This is a genomic window from Chryseobacterium sp. Mn2064 (genome assembly GCF_049319685.1).
Lineage (GTDB): Bacteria > Bacteroidota > Bacteroidia > Flavobacteriales > Weeksellaceae > Chryseobacterium.
The window spans coordinates 1,481,701-1,500,313 of the sequence record NZ_JBMOUE010000001.1; the positions used below are offsets into that span (position 1 = coordinate 1,481,701).

Sequence of the window (18,613 nt, forward strand, 5' to 3'; positions counted from 1 at the left end):
TAACGGTTTTAAACTTCTCCAATTTTATCTGCTAAGTTATCAATAGCATTAGGTTCCTGATAAATCAATTCCACGAGTTCTACGCTTTTATTATTCATTTTCAGAATTTTAAAATGGTAGTTATCAAGGTCAAACTCCTGGTTTTCCTCTGGAATTTCTTCCAGTTCATAAAGAATAAATCCTGCTAATGAATTGTATTCACTCTCCTCGGAAAGTGGTAATTTTTTTGGTAAATGCTCGTTGATCTCATCCAAAGGCTGAGTGGCCTGTACCCAATATGTATTATCTGCTATTTTATCAACAATTTTTTCTTCTTCATCTTCTTCATCCTGAATCTCACCTACAAGTTCTTCCAGTATATCTTCAAGGGTAATAATACCTTCTGTTCCTCCAAATTCGTCGATAACAATCGCAATATGTTGTTTTTTCAACTGGAAAGTCTTCAATAGATCTGAAACTTTTTTGCTTTCCACCACGAAAAAGGCATCACGCATTAAGTCTTTCAAATCATCATGATCAAGATCTCCTTTTCTTTTAACAAATTCTCTTATAATTTCCTTAGTATAGAAAATCCCAATCACATTGTCTATTGAATCAATATATACAGGAATACGGGAATATCCGCTGTCCATGATCGTATTGATGATATCGTTAACGTCTTCTTCAAAGTCGATAGACGTAATATTCTGTCTTGGAACCATGATCTGCTTGGCTGAATGATCTGTAAAATCAAAAGCATTTTTAATGATTTCATAGTTCTCTTCTTCAATTTCACCGCTGTCTGCACTTTGTTTCACCAAAAGCTGAAGTTCTTCTGTAGAGTGAATTTCCTGCTCTGAAGCCGGGTGAATTTTGATCAATCTCAAGAATCCGTTAGACATTGAGTTCATCAACCAGATAAACGGTTTGAAAATCGTGTAAAAAACTCTTAATGGAACCGCAGTTGCCATAGTAGTTGCTTCTGATTTTCTGATCGCGATAGATTTGGGAATAAGCTCACCAAATACGATATGCATAATCGTAATTAATACGAAACTGGTAGCTACTGAAATTGTAGTAATGGTTGTCTGAGTCAAATCAATACTTAAAGACGTAAAGATTTTTTCAACAATATGATGCAGGGCGCTTTCACCTACCCAACCAAGGGCAAGGGACGCCAATGTAATTCCTAACTGTGTAGCGGAAAGATATTCATCAAGATGTTTGATGATATGTTCTGCCTGTTTAGCCATAGAGTTACCTTCTGCGGCTTTTAATTGGATTTGTGAGTAACGAACTTTAACAATTGAAAATTCTGCGGCTACGAAGAAGCCATTTAGTAAAACAAGAAATAAGGCCAGCAAAAGCCTGACTATGTCCGAGTCCATTTAGAAGTTGTATATATTTTATTAGCTACAAAGATATGCAAAATATAAATAACCTGAATCCGGCTTGGAATATTTCAGTTAATGATTTTAGAATGGAAAAAATGAATTCATACAAGTGGGCTATTTTTCAATAAAAAAATATTCTGAGCACACTGCTCATTTTCAGTGCTAAAAGTTGATTTTTGAGCATCAAATGGCTTTTTTACCCTTTTCTGAAATAAAAAAAGCATCGATAGTATCGATGCTTTTGATAGTATATTAAAATAATTCTTTACGAATTTTTCAAAGCTTCTGCTCCTGAAACGATCTCTAGGATTTCGTTTGTAATAGCAGCCTGTCTCGCTTTGTTGTAGAAGATCTTAAGATCATTTCTCAAAGCTTCTGCATTATCTGTTGCTTTGTGCATTGCAGTCATTCTCGCTCCGTGTTCAGATGCTACTGAATCTAAGATTGCTTTGAAAACCTGAGTTTTAATAGACTTAGGAATCAAATTATCCAAGATCTCGGCTCTGTTTGGTTCGAAGATATAATCTGTTTCAACCTGTGGCTCAGTAGTTTCAGGCATTGAGATTGGAAGAAGTTGTTCTGTAGTTACTTCCTGAGTGGCAGCATTCACGAATTTGTTATAAATAACATATACTTCGTCAAATTTACCTTCTTTGAAGCTAGTCATTACCCCTTCAGTAATGTGGGCTACAGCATCAAAGTTTAAGTTATCATAAACAGAACTTCCGTTGGTGTACACCGTACGGTTCTTTCTTACAGCATCATATACTTTTTTACCTACAGGAAGAACTTCAACCTCATACTGAGTGTTGTTCTGGAACTGTGTATTAAGTTCCTTAACAATAGAAGAGTTAAAAGCTCCTGCAAGACCTCTGTTTGAAGTAACAGCGATGAAAAGTACTCTTTTAACCTCTCTTTTCTGAGCATATACAGAAATCTGATCAGGATCAGAGCTAGAATTTACATTCTGGATAAGCTCCTGTAATTTTTCAGAATAAGGTCTCAACATTACGATTGCGTCCTGTGCTTTTTTAAGTTTCGCAGCGGAAACCATTTTCATAGCACGGGTAATTTGCATCGTAGATGAAATTGACGTAATTCTGCCTCGTATTTCTTTTAAGTTTGCCATTAATTTGGGTTCAAAGTTTAAGGTCTAAAGTTTAAGGCTTAAAACGCTATATTTTAAACCTTAAACATTGAATTTTTTTAGTTGTATTTAGAAGCTAAATCGTTAGCTGCCTGCTTAAGAACGCTTGTAATATCGTTATCGATTTTTCCAGACTTGATAGCAGCCATAGTATCAGGGTGCTTAGATCTTAGGAACTCGATATATTCGTGTTGGAATTCTTTAATCTTGTTCAATGGAACGTTTCTCATTAAGTTTTCTGTTCCAGCATATACGATCGCTACCTGACTGTCTACAGGAAGTGGTGCATTTACCGGCTGCTTAAGGATTTCTACGTTTCTTTCTCCTTTAGAGATAACTGCTAAAGTAGAAGCATCAAGGTCAGAACCGAATTTAGCAAACGCTTCAAGTTCTTTATATTGAGCCTGGTCTAACTTAAGAGTACCGGAAACTTTTTTCATTGATTTGATCTGAGCATTACCTCCTACTCTCGATACAGAGATACCTACGTTGATCGCAGGACGAACCCCTGAGTTGAATAGATCAGACTCCAAGAAGATCTGTCCGTCTGTAATAGAGATTACGTTTGTAGGGATATATGCAGAAACGTCACCAGCCTGAGTTTCAATAATCGGAAGGGCTGTTAATGAACCACCACCTTTTACGATTGGTCTAAGAGATTCTGGCAAGTCGTTCATTTGCTTAGCGATGTTATCATCAGCAATTACTTTTGCAGCTCTTTCCAATAGTCTTGAGTGAAGGTAGAATACGTCTCCAGGATAAGCTTCACGGCCCGGTGGTCTTCTCAATAGTAGAGAAAGCTCACGGTAAGCAACAGCTTGTTTAGATAAATCATCATAAACGATAAGCGCTGGTCTACCAGTGTCTCTGAAGAACTCACCAATAGAAGCACCTGCCATTGCAGAATATACCTGCATTGGTACTGGATCTGATGCGTTAGCCGCAACGATTACAGTATATGCTAAAGCTCCTTTATCAGAAAGGGTTTTAACGATTTGTGCTACAGTAGAAGCTTTCTGACCGATAGCAACATATATACAATATACTGGTTTACCAGCATCAAAGAATTCTTTTTGGTTGATGATCGTATCAATCGCAACAGTAGTTTTACCTGTTTGTCTGTCACCAATGATAAGCTCTCTTTGTCCTCTACCTACAGGAATCATCGCATCAATTGCAACGATACCAGATTGAAGAGGCTCTGTTACCGGCTGTCTGAAGATTACTCCAGGAGCCTTTCTTTCTAATGGCATTTCATATAAATCTCCTGTAATAGGACCTTTACCATCGATAGGATTACCAAGAGTATCTACTACTCTTCCTAACATACCTTCTCCTACTTTGATAGAAGAGATTCTGTTTGTTCTTCTTACTGTATCCCCTTCTTTTACTAATTTACTTTCACCAAGTAGAGCAACACCTACGTTGTCTTCTTCAAGGTTAAGTACAATACCTTCTACATCACTAGAAAATTTCACCAACTCTCCGTATTGTACGTTTTCTAACCCGTATACACGAGCAATACCATCACCGATGGTTAAAACTGTACCTACTTCCTCAACGTTTGATTGAGTATCGAAGTTGGCCAATTGCTGTTTTAAGATCGCAGATACTTCTGCCGGATTTATTTCTGCCATTGTATGGTTGTTTTTCTTAATTTAATTGAAAATCTTTTTTAACTTGGTTCAATTTTGTCTTCACAGACGCATCTACCTGCTGGTCTCCTACTCTTAGTATGTATCCACCTAAAATATCCTGGTTGATGATCAACTTCAAGTCGAAGTTTGAGTTTGCATTTACCAAGTTGGTAGACCTTAGAATCTGATCAATATTCTCTTTTGAAATCTGAGTAGCTGTAGTCAATGTAACTCTTTGTACACCATTGATATCTTCTACCTTGTTGATGAATTCCTGAGCGATATTTTTCAATTGGTTTTCACGTCCGTGTTTAATAACCAATGTAATCAAGTTCTGGGAAGATGTTGATAAACCTTTGAAAATTTCGTTTGCCACCTCTATTTTCTTTTTTGCATCAATGTAAGGTGTAAGGAAGAATTTGTTCAAATCCTTAGATTCAGCCATGATCTTCACTACATCTTTCATTTCAGAAAATACGGCAGCTGTCTGACCTGATTCATTAGTAAAATCAAGTAAACCCTGTGCGTATCTTTTCGCTACTTTAGATGTAAGCATTCTTAGTTAAGGTTAGATTTGTTGATATAATTTTGAACTAATTCGTTTTGAGCTTCTGTGTTATCTAACTTTTGTTTCAAGATAGACTCTGCAATGTTTACAGATAAAGCACCGATTTGAGTTTTAATATCTGCCATTGCAGCATTTTTCTCAGCATTGATAGTTTGCTTAGCAGCTTCGATAAGTTTATCACCTTCAGCTTTAGCAACATCTCTAGCTTCACCTACGATTCTGTCTTTAATTTCTCTAGCTTCTTTAAGGATAGCATCTCTTTCAATTTTAGCTTCACGAATGATTCTTTCGTTGTCAGCTTTAAGATCTTCCATCTCTTTTTTAGCCAATTTAGCTTGGTTCAATGCATCTACGATAGAAGTTTCTCTATCATTCACAGCATTTACAATTGGTTTCCAAGCGAATTTAGCGAGAAGAAACAATAGGATAACAAAAGTAAGGGTCATCCAAAACAAAAGTCCAATTCCAGGTTCAATAATTCCCATATCTGTAAATTCTTTTTTTAAGTGTTATTTTATGGATCGTTTTTTAAAAATTCTTAGCAGCAGCCAACCGCTTCACTGCTAAGAATGTTTTTTTGAGGATAGATTACTTGATGAAAGCACCAAAGATGATCGCGATAAGACCAGCACCTTCGATAAGACCAGCAGCGATAAGCATAGCTCCTTGAATCTTACCAGCTTGTTCTGGTTGTCTAGCGATAGCGTCCATTGCGTGACCACCGATTTTACCGATACCTAGACCTACACCTAGTACTGCTAAACCGATACCTACGTAAATTAATCCTGCTCCTGTTGATAAATCCATAATAAATAAATTATATTAGTTAAAAAATTATTTTAAATTCTTTTAATTAGTGAGCGTGCTCTTCGTGACCGTGCTCATGTTCGTGTTCTGCAACTGCAATTCCGATAAATAAAGCAGATAATACAGTGAAGATATATGCTTGCAATGCTGCTACCAATAATTCAAGTACTGAAACAAATAATGCTAATGGTACAGATGCAAATCCTAATAATGGTGTTTTGAAAATGAAGATCAATGAAACGATCGCCAAGATCATAATGTGTCCCGCTGTAACGTTAGCAAAAAGTCGCATCATTAAAGCGAAAGGCTTTGTGAAAACTCCGATAATCTCGATTGGAACCATAATTGGGTACAATAAGATTGGAACCGGTGGCATAAAGATGTGTTTCCAGTAATCTTTATTGGCACTGAACAATGTAATTAATAATGTAATAATAGCTAATACTGCTGTGATCGCAATGTTACCTGTAAGGTTTGCTCCAAAAGGGAAGAAAGGAATTAATCCAAATAAGTTGTTAATCCAGATAAAGAAAAATGCAGTTAATAAATAAGGCATATATCTTTTATATTTAACAGATCCTATGTTTGGAATAGCCACTTCATCTCTGATAAATACAATCACTGGCTCCATTAATCTCCCGATACCCTTTGGAAGTTGTGATTTTTTGTAATTTCTTGCCATCCCTATGAACACTACTGCCATAAAGATTACTGACAAGAACATTGAAGCTGCATTTTTTGTTACTGAAAGATCAAAAAATACTTCGTTTGATTTTTGTTTCCCACTGATGATTGAAAATAATGTAGCTTTTTCAACACCTTTAGTAGAAACTACCTGCCCATGTTCTAAAGTATACCCATCATGTTCGTGCCCGTGAGCAATACTACTAGAAAGAAAAGTATGCCATCCTTCATTATCTTTAATGATAACAGGCAAAGGGATAGAAACGTGATGCTCTTCACCACTGTCGTCTTTTGTAGTCCATAAATGCCATTCATTAGAATCACCAATGTGCTCCATGATCATTGTGGTCGCATTGAAGCCGTCTTTCGCTTCTTTGTTCTCTACTTTTTCCGCTGATTTCTCTCCATCAGATTCGTGCTGAGCAGAAGCTAAACTGCTTATAAACACAAATAAAAATGCGAAAAATAATGAAGAAATTTTTCTGTTCATATCTCTTTTTTAATCGTGTGCAAATATATCGATTTTATTAAACTTTACCAATAGTAAAAATTGATTTTTATCATCAAAAAAATCAAGACTTATTAATGAGTTTTATTATAGGCAAATAAATAAGGAAGGATGCTACCAGAAAGCATATCACAATAAAGAGAAAATTAGTTTTAGTTTTTTCTATCATAATAAGAGAAGTCGCAAGCCAAATAATATCCTTAGAAATGTTAATAACCAAAAACTTCATTCCGGCATCAGCTTTCCCATATAGATATTTTTTAAATATTATATATACTATTACATTAAGAACAGCAATTAATAAGGCTACAATAAAACTATCGAGAAAATTCATGGTGCAAAAATAAGATTATAATTTTTGAAACAAAAGAATTCTTATATATCTATATTATATAAGGAAACTACTATTTTAACAAAACCGCAATTCAACTCATTTTTATTACCCTCAAAAGCTTCCTTCCCCCGCTTTCAACTTCCAACTTCAACCAAATCCTTATAATATTAAGTCTATAATACTCAGGTTTCTTAAAAATTCCTTATTTTTGCAAACCTATAATTTACAATAAATATGTTTAATAGTTTACAGGATAAATTAGACAAGGCATTACATAATATTTCCGGACGTGGAAAAATTACCGAAATCAATGTAGCGGAAACCGTAAAAGAAATCCGTAGAGCATTGGTGGATGCCGACGTTAACTATAAAGTTGCAAAAGATCTTACCAAAAGAGTTCAGGATAAAGCATTAGGCGAAAATGTTCTGACTTCCCTTACACCGGGACAATTGATGACCAAAATCGTTCATGACGAATTGGTAGACCTAATGGGAGGATCTCAGGAAGGGATTAATCTTTCAGGAAAACCTTCTGTAATCCTTATTGCAGGTCTTCAGGGTTCTGGTAAGACAACTTTCTCAGGAAAACTTGCTAATTATTTACAGACAAAAAGAAATAAAAAACCATTATTGGTAGCGTGTGACGTTTATCGTCCTGCTGCGATTGACCAGTTGAAAGTATTAGGAGGACAGATCAATGTTCCTGTTTATACGGAAGAAGGAGCTACCAACCCATCAACTATCGCTGAAAATGCTATCAATTTTGCTAAAGCCAACAACCATGATGTTGTGATTGTGGATACTGCCGGTCGTTTAGCGATTGATGAGCAGATGATGAACGAGATCAAGTCTGTTCATTATTTCATCAAACCACAGGAAACTCTATTCGTAGTAGACTCTATGACGGGTCAGGATGCTGTGAATACGGCAAAAGCATTCAACGATGCCTTGAACTTTGACGGAGTTGTTCTAACCAAATTAGATGGTGATACCAGAGGTGGAGCTGCGTTAACGATCCGTTCTGTTGTTGAAAAACCAATCAAATTCATCTCTACAGGAGAGAAAATGGAGGCTTTGGATCTTTTCTACCCAGAAAGGATGGCAGACAGAATCTTAGGAATGGGAGACGTTGTTTCCTTAGTAGAAAGAGCTCAGGAGCAGTTTGATGAAGAAGAAGCGAAAAAACTTCACAAGAAAATTGCTAAAAATGAGTTTGGTTTTGATGATTTCCTTAAACAAATCAATCAGATCAAGAAGATGGGTAACATGAAAGATTTGATGGGAATGATTCCTGGAGTTGGAAAAGCAATTAAAGACGTAGAAATCAGTGATGATGCCTTTAAACACATTGAAGCGATCATCTACTCTATGACTCCGGAAGAAAGAAGAAGACCTTCTATCATCAATACTCAGAGAAAGAACAGAATTGCCAGAGGTGCAGGAAGAAAGATTGAAGATGTAAACCAATTGATGAAACAATTCGATCAAATGGGTAAAATGATGAAGATGATGCAGGGGCCTCAAGGAAAGCAAATGATGCAGATGATGAGCAAAATGCCCAATATGCCAGGAATGGGCGGAATGTTCGGAAAATAAGAAAGATACAATCATTCATAAAAAAACTCTCAGAATTTCTGAGAGTTTTTTATTTTTATGAGAATACTGTTTATTTAAACTTATATCCTACTCCTATTTGCAAGAAGTTCATTCTCAGGGTTTCACCGTCTATCGGATTTTTGATCATATTGGTAAGCCCAAAGCTATAACGTGCATCTACAAATAGTCCCTTATAAACGTTATAATCAGCCCCAAGGAACAATCCGAAATCAGTTGATTTCAAGCCGTCATTCAGTTCTCTTTCCAAATAACGCTCTCCTTCTTTAAGCCCTGCAGGGTTTACCATACCAGCATTGGGCCCGCTTACTTCAAATTTCGCCTTATTATTTGTTTTAAAACTTACATAGGGACCCGCATAAAGCCCTAGTTCCGGAGTGGCATAATATCTTGCTGATATTGGAATAACAATTCTGTTGAAATTCATTTTTTCAGTTAATGTAATACCTGTGCCTGGTATTCCAACTTCGGCTTTCCCACCAAGATTGGCATACTCTACTTCTCCCTGAACAGCAAATTTAGGGGTGATTTTATGCTCCACTAAAGCTCCAATATAAAAGCCGGATTTTGATTTTAAGCTTCCTTCGATTCCTCCAAGCTCGAAATCGCCCTCGCTAGAATTTAATTTTGATAAAGCATAACCTGCTTTTACCCCAAACGTAGTTTGCGCATTCAGACCTGCAAATAATGCAATTGCTGATGCTAATAAGATTTTTTTCATGGTTTATTAGTATGAATATGAGTCTATTAAAATAAATAATCTGAATAAAATAACCAAAACTAATTAATTATTTTGCAAAAACGTATTTAACGCCGAATGTTACAGAAGTTAAGCTGATACCGAATTTATAATTATCATTACTTTTAGCTCCGTCAATATCTCTTTTGTAGCTATTGTATCCAAATTCTCCGATAGTAGCTTCAATAGACCAGTTTTTAGTGATAAAATAATCCAATCCCGGTCGGATGTTAACTCCAATATTGGTATAGTTGTTTTTTCTGGAAAATAATGAAAGTTCCGGATCTATCCAGGCATCATTACTACTGCTCACCAGTTTTTCTTTTCCAAATTCTAATGGAACCTGTAACTGACCGAAAATAAATAATTTATCTGATAAAGTCCAGTATTTTCTTACGAATGGAGATACAACAAATGCATTATCAGTATCTTTAAGCTCTGTTACATTGCTTACAACAGCATCTCCTATTACATATTTTGTAACAGCGCTTTTGTAGCCTATTCCCAATCCTACCGCTAAATTTGTCCCTACGAAATATCCTGCTGTAGGAAGAATTCTGATAACATTGTCTTTTCTTTTCGTATCGTATGAATTTTCTTCTTTGTGATAGTAGCCAACTTGTCCCGAAAGGTATTTAGTTCCTTTGGCTATCTGTGCATTTGATAAACTAAAAAGTGCAACAGCACCTGCTATTAGTATTTTTTTCATGGTTGAATAGTTTTATTTTATGTTAAATGTCTTATACTAAAAAGCCCCAAGAAATTCTCAGGGCTCTATTTTTATATGCTTTGTTTATTATTTAGCAAATACATATTTAACTCCGAAAGTTACAGAAGATAAGTTTAATCCGAAGTTGTAGTTGTTTGTAGCATCACCATCTTTTGGTTTGTAGTTGTTGTAACCAAACTCACCGATAGTAGCTTCGATAGACCAGTTCTTGTTTAAGAAATAATCTAAACCTGGCTTCACAGTTACACCGATTTGAGTGTATTTAGCTTCAGTAGAAGTTGAAACATTTCCTACAGTGTTTTCATACTCAGTTTTTCCAAACTGCATTGGTACTGCTAATTGACCGAAGATGTAGAATTTCTCACCTAAAGTCCAGTATTTTCTTACGAAAGGAGCAACAACGAAAGCTGGCTTCTTAGTTACGCTTTCACCGATAGCAGTAGTGTTTGTCGTTTTTTCAGTTTGGTAACCTACACCTAATCCAACTGCTAAGTTAGTTCCTACGAAATATCCAACTGTAGGTAATACGTTGAAGTTTTCTGTTTTATTGTTACCGTTGTTAGTTTCTTTTTGAGAATACTCAACAGATCCTGATAAATATGTAGTTCCTTTAGCAATTTGAGCGTTTGATAAACCAAAAAGTGCAACAGCACCCGCTAATAATATTTTTTTCATTTTAAAAAATTTTAATACTTTCTGAGGGCAAATTTACAGTGGTAGCCACTAATATTAAAATTTGTTAATGTGATTAATATCATTATTGAAATGTGGTATTTTATAACAAAAAATCTTATTTAAAAGAAGGCATTGAGCTTTTCACAATATTATGAATAAAAAAATTAAAAATCATCAATAAGAGCTGATTATAATTGACTTTTTAAATTTCTTAATTTTAGCTTAAAATTAATATGTTAACAGAAAATTAACGAAAATAAACGATTCAATATGTTAAAAATTAACACCTTAAGCTTTGAAACCCTAACCAATAACTATAAATAGCTCAATTCTAATGCAATATTAGGCTACTAATGTTCAATACAAACTATTTGTTAACAGATCTTTCTATTCCGTTAAACATATATTTATAAAAAACTCCAGCTGAAGGCCGGAGTTCTTATTATCTTTTGATTTCCTTTTCTTTATTTGATAAAGAAATTATATCCTAAGTTTACCGCTCCCACATTCCAGCTGTTTCTGTACCAACCATAGTCGCGTCTGTTGCTGATAGACTGATAGCCTATATATAGTTCTCCTTTACGCATCTGGTATCCAAATTTAGGCTGTGCATAAAAACCACCATCTACCCCATCTTTAGTAGAAATTCCATATCCAAGATCTAAACCTACAAAAATAGGAGCACTTTTAAATTTATATTTTCCTGAAACGGCTACAGGAATAAATCCGAAATCGTCAAAGTGGTCTTTTCCGAAAAAGTGAGAATACCCTGTAGTTACCCCAAGGTCTAGTCCTTTAGCAATATTCCACATATAAGCAGCGTCTACTCCTAATGTAAAAGAAGATACGTCACTTGCATCTGCTACAGGAACCCCAATGTGTCCACCAATTTTAAAACCTTCCTGTGCCTGTACAGCACCTCCTAAAAGTGCAAAAGCACCTATTAATAATAGCTTTTTCATTTTTTTAGTTTCAAATTACTGGCCCAAAAATACTGATTATTTTCATTATAAGAGCAAATCTCCTTAATAGCATTCCGTTACAAACAAAAAAAAGCAGAACATATTCTGTTCTGCTTTCTATGATTTTTATTGATAAATAACTGTGGAATTAGTTTCCTCCGAATTTGAAACCAACACCAACCTGAATGAAGCTGTTAGTTGTTTTTTCGTTTCCTTCAGCGTGTTTTGCTAAGTTAGAAATCCCAAGGTTATATCTTGCATCGAAGAACAACCCGTTTTCTAAAGCGTATTCAGCACCTAGGAAAGGAGCAATATTTAATGTATTCATCTGGTCTTTAATATCTCTGTCGTCATCTGCATTAAGTTCAAATCCAGGAATTCCGAATCCGAAATCTGTACTAAGCTTTTGTTTTGCAGAAAGGATAAGTCCGAAACTTGCTCCTGCAGAAACAGAAAGCCCTTCCGTGATAAAATATTTAGCAGAAACAGGAATCAATAATGTGTGAAAAGTCTGTTTTGCCTTAAAGTTTAAGAAAGTAGCAGGGTTGGCAGGATCAGCTTCCTCAATTTTCACCTTACCTCCAAGTTGAGAATACAAAAGTTCTCCCTGAATAGCAAAATTGTCATTCAATTTGTATTCAGCCATACCGCCAATATAGAATGTATGTAAAGGATCTGAAGTTTCAGATTGTCCGTCACCTTTCATTTTGATTGTAGAGTAAGAATATCCAGCTTTTGGACCAAATCGAAATTCTTGTGCGTTAGCAGAGATTCCCATAACAGCGACCGCTGCAACAAGTAAAAGTTTTTTCATGTTTAAAAGTTTTTTTTAATTAAATCGGTGGCAAAAATAGTGTTTTTTTTTAAATAAGGAAATTTGTAGTATGTTTTTATTCGTAGATTGAAGAGAATATAATATTATAAATGATTCAACTTAGAAACTCAATTTATTAAATTTAAAGCCCATCCCAATCTGAAGTAAACTGCTTTTCAGCGTATTATAACCTTCACCATTTGTATTTTTTGCAATATTGGACACGCCAAAAATATAACGTCCGTCTATAAATATTTTTTTGCTCAAATGAAATTCCAACCCCAGAAAAGGATTTATTTCAAAGGTTTTTACGTTTTTCTTAATATCCTCAGCTTCTCTCAATAAGTTTGAATATAATTCAAATCCGTCTTTGCCGTTTGTTCTGTATTTGCTTTCTGCTGCTATAACAAAAGCCATATTGGCTCCAGCATTAATATTAAATCTTTCATTGAAATAATATTTAGCCATCAAAGGAATATTGAATTTTCCCAGAGAAATAGCATTAGTAATATCATAATCGCGAAATTCATTTGGCTGATAACTCCAGCTATTTCTTCCACCAGCTCTCGCAAATCCAAACTCTGTCTGTAAGGCAAAATTTTCATTCAATTTATGTTCAAGAAAAACAGCAACGTGGGCGGTTATCATGCCTTTAGATGAAAAATCGAAATCAGAATCGGCATAATCCGTCTTCAAGGTAGAACGTCCAACTCCGGCTCTGATTCCGATTGTATTTTTTTGAGCATGTAAGCTCATCGGTATTAAAGAGATGAATATGATTGATAAAAGTTTTTTCATGGTTACGTTTAAAATGCGTTACGAATATATCTCCATTTTTACTGGAATTAATCGGGCATATTAAACTTTACCTAAATATAAACTTCCGGTAACAAAAAATTAATCATTTCTGACTCTTTTGTCCTCATCGTTATAAGCAAGGATAATCTTTCTTACCACAGGGTGTCTTACCACATCTTCTTCTGTAAGGTGTACAAAACCAATCTCTTTCACTCCACTCAAAATTCTCATCGCTTCTTTTAACCCGGATTGTTGATTCTTCGGTAAATCGATCTGGCTTGGATCTCCTGTAATAATAAATTTGGCATTCATCCCCATTCTTGTCAGGAACATCTTCATTTGAGCGTGCGTGGTATTCTGTGCTTCATCAAGAATTACAAAAGCATCATCAAGAGTACGTCCCCTCATAAAAGCTAAAGGTGCTACTTCAATGACTTTTTTCTCCATGAAACCTTCCAGTTTCTCATGAGGAATCATATCACGAAGCGCATCATATAATGGCTGCAAATAAGGATCAAGCTTTTCTTTAAGATCACCAGGAAGGAATCCGAGGCTCTCCCCTGCTTCTACAGCCGGTCTTGTCAGAATAATTCTTTTAACTTCTTTATCTCTCAAAGCTCTTGCGGCCAACGCAACACTGGTATACGTTTTACCTGTTCCGGCAGGACCTATCGCAAAAACCATATCTTTTTTCTCTGTCTCTTTAACAAGTTTTTTAAGATTGGTTGTTTTTGCTTTGATCACTTTTCCATTGACCCCTTTCACAATGATATCCTGGTCGAAAATCAATTGTTTTTCATTTTCGTCTTTAATATTCAGGATATTTTCAACGTCTTTCAGCCCTATTGAATTGTTTTTAGAGATAAATTTTACAATATCATCCAATTTTTGTTTGAGTATGTCTAAAGCTTCCTGATTCCCCATGGCAAAGACAAAATGGTCTCTTCCCGTAATTTTAATGGTTGGAAAGCTTGATTTTATTAAGTTGAAATATTGGTTATTAACTCCATAGAAGATTTTTGCATCGATATCTTCCAAATCATATGTTAATTCAAACATGTAGTATTTTTATTTTTAGATTTTAAAATTAAAGCTTTTTTTCAAATTTATATCAAATTCTTTTCAACAATCTTTCGAGCTTTCTTTTTATTTTAAATAACTTTGCAATACTACACTATTCTATAAATTGCTCATGTCAATTATTACCCTTACTTCGGATTTCGGAAATTTAGATTACAGAGTTGCCGCTGTGAAAGGCAAAATTCTGTCTCTAAACCCTGAGGTTAATATTATTGATATAACCCACGATATCCAGGCATTCAACCTTATACAGACTTCGTATATCGTAAGAAATGCTTATAAATATTTCCCAAAAGGAAGCATTCACATTCTTTCGGTGGACAGTTTTTACCACAAATCAAGAAAAAATATTCTTTACAAAGCTGACGGTTCTTATTTTCTGGCAGCAGATAACGGACTTATGAGTCTTATATTTTTTGACATTAAACCTGAAGCGATCTATGAACTTACGCTGAACAACCGCTTTGATGATGTCATCAATTTCACTTCCACAGATATTTTTGTTCCTGCGGCGGTACATCTTGCCAACGGAGGTCTTCCGGAAGTCATAGGACGAAAAATAGAGACCGCCAAACAGCTTATGTTCTCTAAACCTGTACACAACGAGTCCGAAGGAATGATCATTGGTGAAGTTACCTATATTGATAATTTCGGAAACATAATCTCAAATATTCACAAAGATTTCTTTGAGAATATCAGTAAAGGTTACGACAGTTTTACCATAAAATTCAGAAATCTGAGTCTTTCCAGAATATTTTCCAGCCATACAGAGGTTGTTTCGGACTGGGAAAGGGAGACGGAATTCCATGGACAGTCTGCTGCGATCTTCAATGACAGTCAGTTTTTGGAGCTTACTATCTATAAGGGCAGTAAGAAAAACGGCGCTAAAAGCCTGTTTGGACTGAATGTGGGTGAAAATATTTATATCGAATTCAGCTAAGATTATATATTTCATAAAAAAACCGATTTTTTTTATATATTTGTCAAAATCTAAAAATCAAAAATGGCAGAATACAAATTATTGCTTCCTTCCATGGGAGAAGGTGTTATGGAAGCGACAATTATCACTTGGTTGTTCAATGAAGGGGATACCGTAAAAGAGGATGACTCCGTAGTAGAAATTGCAACAGATAAAGTAGATTCAGACGTACCGACACCAGTTTCGGGGAAAATTGTAAAAATTTTAAAGCAAAAAGACGAAGTTGCAAAAGTAGGCGAAGCTATTGCGATTTTAGAAATTGAAGGAGAAGGCACAGCTTCTGAAGAAGTAGCAACAGAAACTCCTGCTGCTCCAGACACTGAAACGTTGAAAGCTATTGAACAGCCTTTACAAGTAGCTGCTGCTTCCAATACAGAATTCTCAGGGGACCTATATTTATCTCCACTTGTAAAATCAATTGCACAACAGGAAAATATTTCTGAAACTGAACTGAAATCTATCAAAGGAAGCGGTTTAGAAGGAAGAATTACCAAAGAAGATATACTAGGATATGTTGCTAACAGAGGAAACCAGCCTGCTCAACAAGCTGCTCCTGTACAACCGGCTTCTACTCCGAAACCTGCCGTTACAGCTCCTGCAGCTACAGTTCCGGTAAGTGCAGGTGATGAGATCATTCCAATGGACAGAATGAGAAAGATCATCGCTGAAAACATGGTGAAAGCAAAACAAATTGCTCCACACGTAACTTCTTTCATTGAAACCGACGTTACCAACGTTGTAAAATGGAGAAACAAAAACAAAGCAGTCTTCGAAAAACGTGAAGGTGAAAAGCTTACTTTCATGCCTATTTTCGTAAAAGCTGTTGTGAAAGCGATTCAGGATTTCCCAATGATCAATGTTTCTGTAAGTGGTGAAAACATCATCAAAAAGAAAAATATCAATATCGGTATGGCTACTGCCCTTCCGGATGGAAACCTTATCGTTCCTGTCATCAAAAATGCAGATCAGTTATCACTTTCAGGTCTTGCCAAAGCGATCAACGATTTAGCGTACAGAGCAAGAAACAAAAAACTGAGACCAGAAGATACACAAGGAGCAACGTATACTATTTCTAACGTAGGAAGCTTCGGAAACCTTATGGGAACTCCAATTATTCCTCAGCCTCAGGTAGCTATTTTAGCAATCGGAGCTATCGTTAAGAAGCCTGCAGTTCTTGAAACAGCAGACGGTGACGTAATTGCTATCAGAAACTTAATGTTCATGTCTCACTCTTATGACCACAGAGTTGTAGACGGTTCTTTAGGAGGAATGATGTTGAAACACGTTCACGACTACCTTGAAAACTGGGATCTGAATACTGAAATATAAGAAATAAGTAGTTTTTATCGACTCCTTACCATATAAAATGAAAACCTCCGAAAATAATCGGAGGTTTTTTTGTTGAAAAAAAGATAACATATTGCATCTGACAAACAATGTAATAGAAAAGGTAGTCCAGATGTCTTATATTAAAAAGTAATAACTTAGAATAACACCTTTATGAAAAATATCCTTCTGGCAACACTTACATTCTCTATTTCTACAGCAGCTTTTTCACAACAAACTCATCAGGCTAAAATGATTGACAGCTATGTAAAAGAGGCCATGAAAAACAATAAAATCCCTGGATTAGCCCTTGGGATCATCAAAGACGGAAAAGTAATTTTTGAACAATATTATGGAACGGAAAACCTGGAAGACCTAAAAAAAGTAAGCCCAAGCTCAATGTTCAGAGTATATTCTACTTCAAAATTAGTAACCAATGTTGGCATTTTTCAATTGATTGAGCAGGGAAAATTATCTTTAGAAGACCATGTTTCAAAGTATGTTGAAAATCTTCCAAAAGAATGGCAAGAAATAAAAGTGAAAAATCTACTGACGCATTCTTCGGGAGCACCAGATGTTATCGCTTTTAATGATATTTCAGCTGACGATTCTAATGCAAAAGTCATAGAGCGTCTTAGCAAGGAGAAAATGGATTTTACGACAGGAAATGAATTCAGATATAATCAAACGAATTATATGCTTCTTACCATGATTATCGAAAAGATCACAGGACAGTCTTGTGATAACTACATTATTAACAATCAACTTTCTGATGTAAAAAACCAGGTCTTTTTCTCTTCAAATCCTCTTGAAAAAATCCCCAACAGGGTTCAGAAATACAATTATAACAATTCAACAAAACAATACGAAAAAATCACATTCAATGATGGTTTGAGAGCACATTCAGGAAATGGATTGGCTATTACTCTTCCCGCTTTTCTAAAATGGAGCAGTCATCTTAGCAATAATGATCTATTGACTCAAAAAACGAAAGAAATGATGTGGAAACCGTTTGATTATGGAAACAAAAAAGATGTTTTTGCTTACGGTTGGGAGATCAATAAATCGAATGGCATTCTGTCGTATGGATTTTCCGGTGGAAACGTTAGTGCTTACAGGATTTTCCCCCAGAATAACATGGCTATTATTTTGATGTCAAACGGATATAATTTTTTCCCTGCACAGTACCATATGGTCAATCATATTGCTTCTATCATGGATAAAAATCTTACCGATGCCTATTCCATCGCTGAAGAATCCATTATTGCTGCCTTTGCTAAAGCCAACAATCCAAATGCAGAAAAAAATTACTTTACGATCAGAGCAAAAAATCCGAAATGGGACTTTGAAGGAACATTAAATAATCTTGGTTATATTTTAATGAGAAACTCAAGAACTGACGAAGCGATTAAAGTATTTGAACTCAACGTGAAAGAACATCCACAATCCGGAAATGCATTTGACAGTTTGGGAGAAGTCTATTTCAATGCCAAAAATTATCCTTTGGCATTAAAGAATTATAAAAAGTCTCTCGAACTGAATCCGCAAAATATGAATGCATCCAATATGATCATTAAAATTGAAAATCTGATAGCTCAGAAAGATTAATTAAAAACATTTCAATTCAATACTAAAATCCTGGCAAAAGTCGGGATTTTAGTATTTTGTTTAAACACCATGCTATTATAGTTAAAATTAACATTATTCAATTTTTAAATTTATAAATAAATCAAACAAACTGATTATTTGTTAAAAAATTCATAATTTAAATAAATTAATTTTACCTGATCATAACTTTCTTGGAAGTTTGATTTATTAGTATTAATTTTAAAACAAAC

The 18,613-nt window shown here is 35.1% G+C and carries 18 protein-coding genes; 4 read left to right on the top strand and 14 right to left on the bottom strand.

Annotated elements, in window-relative coordinates:
- Positions 1-8: 8 nt before the first annotated feature.
- The 7 genes from ACL9RH_RS06555 to atpB all read right to left on the bottom strand — a co-directional run bounded on the left by ACL9RH_RS06555 (position 9) and on the right by atpB (position 6,706).
- Positions 9-1,367: a hemolysin family protein gene (locus tag ACL9RH_RS06555; protein ID WP_422692538.1), complete on the bottom strand. Its 1,359-nt coding sequence runs from the start codon at positions 1,365-1,367 to the stop codon at positions 9-11.
- A gap of 271 nt (positions 1,368-1,638) precedes the next feature.
- A complete protein-coding gene (gene atpG / locus ACL9RH_RS06560) occupies positions 1,639-2,502 on the bottom strand; it encodes an ATP synthase F1 subunit gamma (RefSeq protein ID WP_422692539.1) in 864 nt (287 codons plus the stop codon).
- A gap of 77 nt (positions 2,503-2,579) precedes the next feature.
- Positions 2,580-4,157 (bottom strand): F0F1 ATP synthase subunit alpha, encoded by a 1,578-nt coding sequence (atpA, locus tag ACL9RH_RS06565; RefSeq protein WP_076550217.1) that lies wholly within the window; start codon positions 4,155-4,157, stop codon positions 2,580-2,582.
- A 16-nt stretch (positions 4,158-4,173) separates the two neighbouring features.
- Positions 4,174-4,713: an ATP synthase F1 subunit delta gene (gene atpH, locus ACL9RH_RS06570; RefSeq protein WP_422692540.1), complete on the bottom strand. Its 540-nt coding sequence runs from the start codon at positions 4,711-4,713 to the stop codon at positions 4,174-4,176.
- Positions 4,714-4,715: 2 nt separating this feature from the next.
- Positions 4,716-5,210, bottom strand: coding sequence for a F0F1 ATP synthase subunit B (locus tag ACL9RH_RS06575; protein ID WP_422692541.1), 495 nt, complete (start codon positions 5,208-5,210; stop codon positions 4,716-4,718).
- Between the two features lie 103 nt (positions 5,211-5,313).
- Positions 5,314-5,532 (bottom strand): ATP synthase F0 subunit C, encoded by a 219-nt coding sequence (locus tag ACL9RH_RS06580; protein ID WP_007844726.1) that lies wholly within the window; start codon positions 5,530-5,532, stop codon positions 5,314-5,316.
- A 46-nt stretch (positions 5,533-5,578) separates the two neighbouring features.
- Positions 5,579-6,706 (bottom strand): F0F1 ATP synthase subunit A, encoded by a 1,128-nt coding sequence (atpB, locus tag ACL9RH_RS06585; protein WP_422692542.1) that lies wholly within the window; start codon positions 6,704-6,706, stop codon positions 5,579-5,581.
- Positions 6,707-7,292: 586 nt separating this feature from the next.
- Between atpB and ffh the strand changes: the two genes are divergently transcribed.
- A complete protein-coding gene (gene ffh / locus ACL9RH_RS06590; RefSeq protein WP_068943517.1) occupies positions 7,293-8,654 on the top strand; it encodes a signal recognition particle protein in 1,362 nt (453 codons plus the stop codon).
- Positions 8,655-8,724: 70 nt separating this feature from the next.
- Here ffh and ACL9RH_RS06595 read toward each other — a convergent pair whose 3' ends face one another.
- The 7 genes from ACL9RH_RS06595 to ACL9RH_RS06625 form a co-directional block, all read right to left on the bottom strand.
- Positions 8,725-9,393, bottom strand: a complete 669-nt coding sequence (locus ACL9RH_RS06595; RefSeq protein WP_422692543.1) for a porin family protein — start codon at positions 9,391-9,393, stop codon at positions 8,725-8,727.
- A gap of 67 nt (positions 9,394-9,460) precedes the next feature.
- A complete protein-coding gene (locus ACL9RH_RS06600) occupies positions 9,461-10,120 on the bottom strand; it encodes an outer membrane beta-barrel protein (protein WP_422692544.1) in 660 nt (219 codons plus the stop codon).
- Between the two features lie 87 nt (positions 10,121-10,207).
- Positions 10,208-10,816, bottom strand: coding sequence for an outer membrane beta-barrel protein (locus ACL9RH_RS06605; protein ID WP_422692545.1), 609 nt, complete (start codon positions 10,814-10,816; stop codon positions 10,208-10,210).
- A 464-nt stretch (positions 10,817-11,280) separates the two neighbouring features.
- On the bottom strand, positions 11,281-11,778 hold the full coding sequence (locus ACL9RH_RS06610; protein WP_422692546.1) for a hypothetical protein: 498 nt from the start codon (positions 11,776-11,778) through the stop codon (positions 11,281-11,283).
- Between the two features lie 148 nt (positions 11,779-11,926).
- Positions 11,927-12,592, bottom strand: coding sequence for a porin family protein (locus tag ACL9RH_RS06615; protein WP_422692547.1), 666 nt, complete (start codon positions 12,590-12,592; stop codon positions 11,927-11,929).
- Positions 12,593-12,712: 120 nt separating this feature from the next.
- A complete protein-coding gene (locus tag ACL9RH_RS06620; RefSeq protein WP_422692548.1) occupies positions 12,713-13,390 on the bottom strand; it encodes a porin family protein in 678 nt (225 codons plus the stop codon).
- 99 nt (positions 13,391-13,489) lie between these two features.
- The gene (locus ACL9RH_RS06625) at positions 13,490-14,449 is read right to left on the bottom strand and encodes a PhoH family protein (RefSeq protein ID WP_422692549.1); all 960 of its coding nucleotides are present in this window, start codon (positions 14,447-14,449) and stop codon (positions 13,490-13,492) included.
- A gap of 133 nt (positions 14,450-14,582) precedes the next feature.
- Between ACL9RH_RS06625 and ACL9RH_RS06630 the strand changes: the two genes are divergently transcribed.
- From ACL9RH_RS06630 to ACL9RH_RS06640, 3 genes are all read left to right on the top strand, one after another.
- Complete coding sequence (locus ACL9RH_RS06630) at positions 14,583-15,410, top strand: SAM hydrolase/SAM-dependent halogenase family protein (RefSeq protein WP_422692550.1); 828 nt, start codon at positions 14,583-14,585, stop codon at positions 15,408-15,410.
- 63 nt (positions 15,411-15,473) lie between these two features.
- Complete coding sequence (locus ACL9RH_RS06635; RefSeq protein WP_422692551.1) at positions 15,474-16,778, top strand: dihydrolipoamide acetyltransferase family protein; 1,305 nt, start codon at positions 15,474-15,476, stop codon at positions 16,776-16,778.
- 171 nt (positions 16,779-16,949) lie between these two features.
- Entirely contained in the window at positions 16,950-18,383 is a 1,434-nt protein-coding gene (locus ACL9RH_RS06640) for a serine hydrolase (protein WP_422692552.1), read from the top strand.
- The last annotated feature ends 230 nt before the right edge of the window (positions 18,384-18,613 follow it).

What these genes read in the sequence shown, in the direction of transcription:
- ACL9RH_RS06575 (WP_422692541.1), bottom strand. Translation starts at nt 5,210, where the DNA reads ATGGGAATTATTGAACCTGGAATTGGACTTTTGTTTTGGATGACCCTT.
- ffh (WP_068943517.1), top strand. Translation starts at nt 7,293, where the DNA reads ATGTTTAATAGTTTACAGGATAAATTAGACAAGGCATTACATAATATT.
- ACL9RH_RS06610 (WP_422692546.1), bottom strand. Translation starts at nt 11,778, where the DNA reads ATGAAAAAGCTATTATTAATAGGTGCTTTTGCACTTTTAGGAGGTGCT.
- atpG (WP_422692539.1), bottom strand. Translation starts at nt 2,502, where the DNA reads ATGGCAAACTTAAAAGAAATACGAGGCAGAATTACGTCAATTTCATCT.
- ACL9RH_RS06605 (WP_422692545.1), bottom strand. Translation starts at nt 10,816, where the DNA reads ATGAAAAAAATATTATTAGCGGGTGCTGTTGCACTTTTTGGTTTATCA.
- ACL9RH_RS06580 (WP_007844726.1), bottom strand. Translation starts at nt 5,532, where the DNA reads ATGGATTTATCAACAGGAGCAGGATTAATTTACGTAGGTATCGGTTTA.
- ACL9RH_RS06630 (WP_422692550.1), top strand. Translation starts at nt 14,583, where the DNA reads ATGTCAATTATTACCCTTACTTCGGATTTCGGAAATTTAGATTACAGA.
- ACL9RH_RS06620 (WP_422692548.1), bottom strand. Translation starts at nt 13,390, where the DNA reads ATGAAAAAACTTTTATCAATCATATTCATCTCTTTAATACCGATGAGC.
- ACL9RH_RS06595 (WP_422692543.1), bottom strand. Translation starts at nt 9,393, where the DNA reads ATGAAAAAAATCTTATTAGCATCAGCAATTGCATTATTTGCAGGTCTG.
- ACL9RH_RS06555 (WP_422692538.1), bottom strand. Translation starts at nt 1,367, where the DNA reads ATGGACTCGGACATAGTCAGGCTTTTGCTGGCCTTATTTCTTGTTTTA.
- ACL9RH_RS06625 (WP_422692549.1), bottom strand. Translation starts at nt 14,449, where the DNA reads ATGTTTGAATTAACATATGATTTGGAAGATATCGATGCAAAAATCTTC.
- atpH (WP_422692540.1), bottom strand. Translation starts at nt 4,713, where the DNA reads ATGCTTACATCTAAAGTAGCGAAAAGATACGCACAGGGTTTACTTGAT.
- ACL9RH_RS06635 (WP_422692551.1), top strand. Translation starts at nt 15,474, where the DNA reads ATGGCAGAATACAAATTATTGCTTCCTTCCATGGGAGAAGGTGTTATG.
- atpB (WP_422692542.1), bottom strand. Translation starts at nt 6,706, where the DNA reads ATGAACAGAAAAATTTCTTCATTATTTTTCGCATTTTTATTTGTGTTT.
- atpA (WP_076550217.1), bottom strand. Translation starts at nt 4,157, where the DNA reads ATGGCAGAAATAAATCCGGCAGAAGTATCTGCGATCTTAAAACAGCAA.
- ACL9RH_RS06640 (WP_422692552.1), top strand. Translation starts at nt 16,950, where the DNA reads ATGAAAAATATCCTTCTGGCAACACTTACATTCTCTATTTCTACAGCA.
- ACL9RH_RS06600 (WP_422692544.1), bottom strand. Translation starts at nt 10,120, where the DNA reads ATGAAAAAAATACTAATAGCAGGTGCTGTTGCACTTTTTAGTTTATCA.
- ACL9RH_RS06615 (WP_422692547.1), bottom strand. Translation starts at nt 12,592, where the DNA reads ATGAAAAAACTTTTACTTGTTGCAGCGGTCGCTGTTATGGGAATCTCT.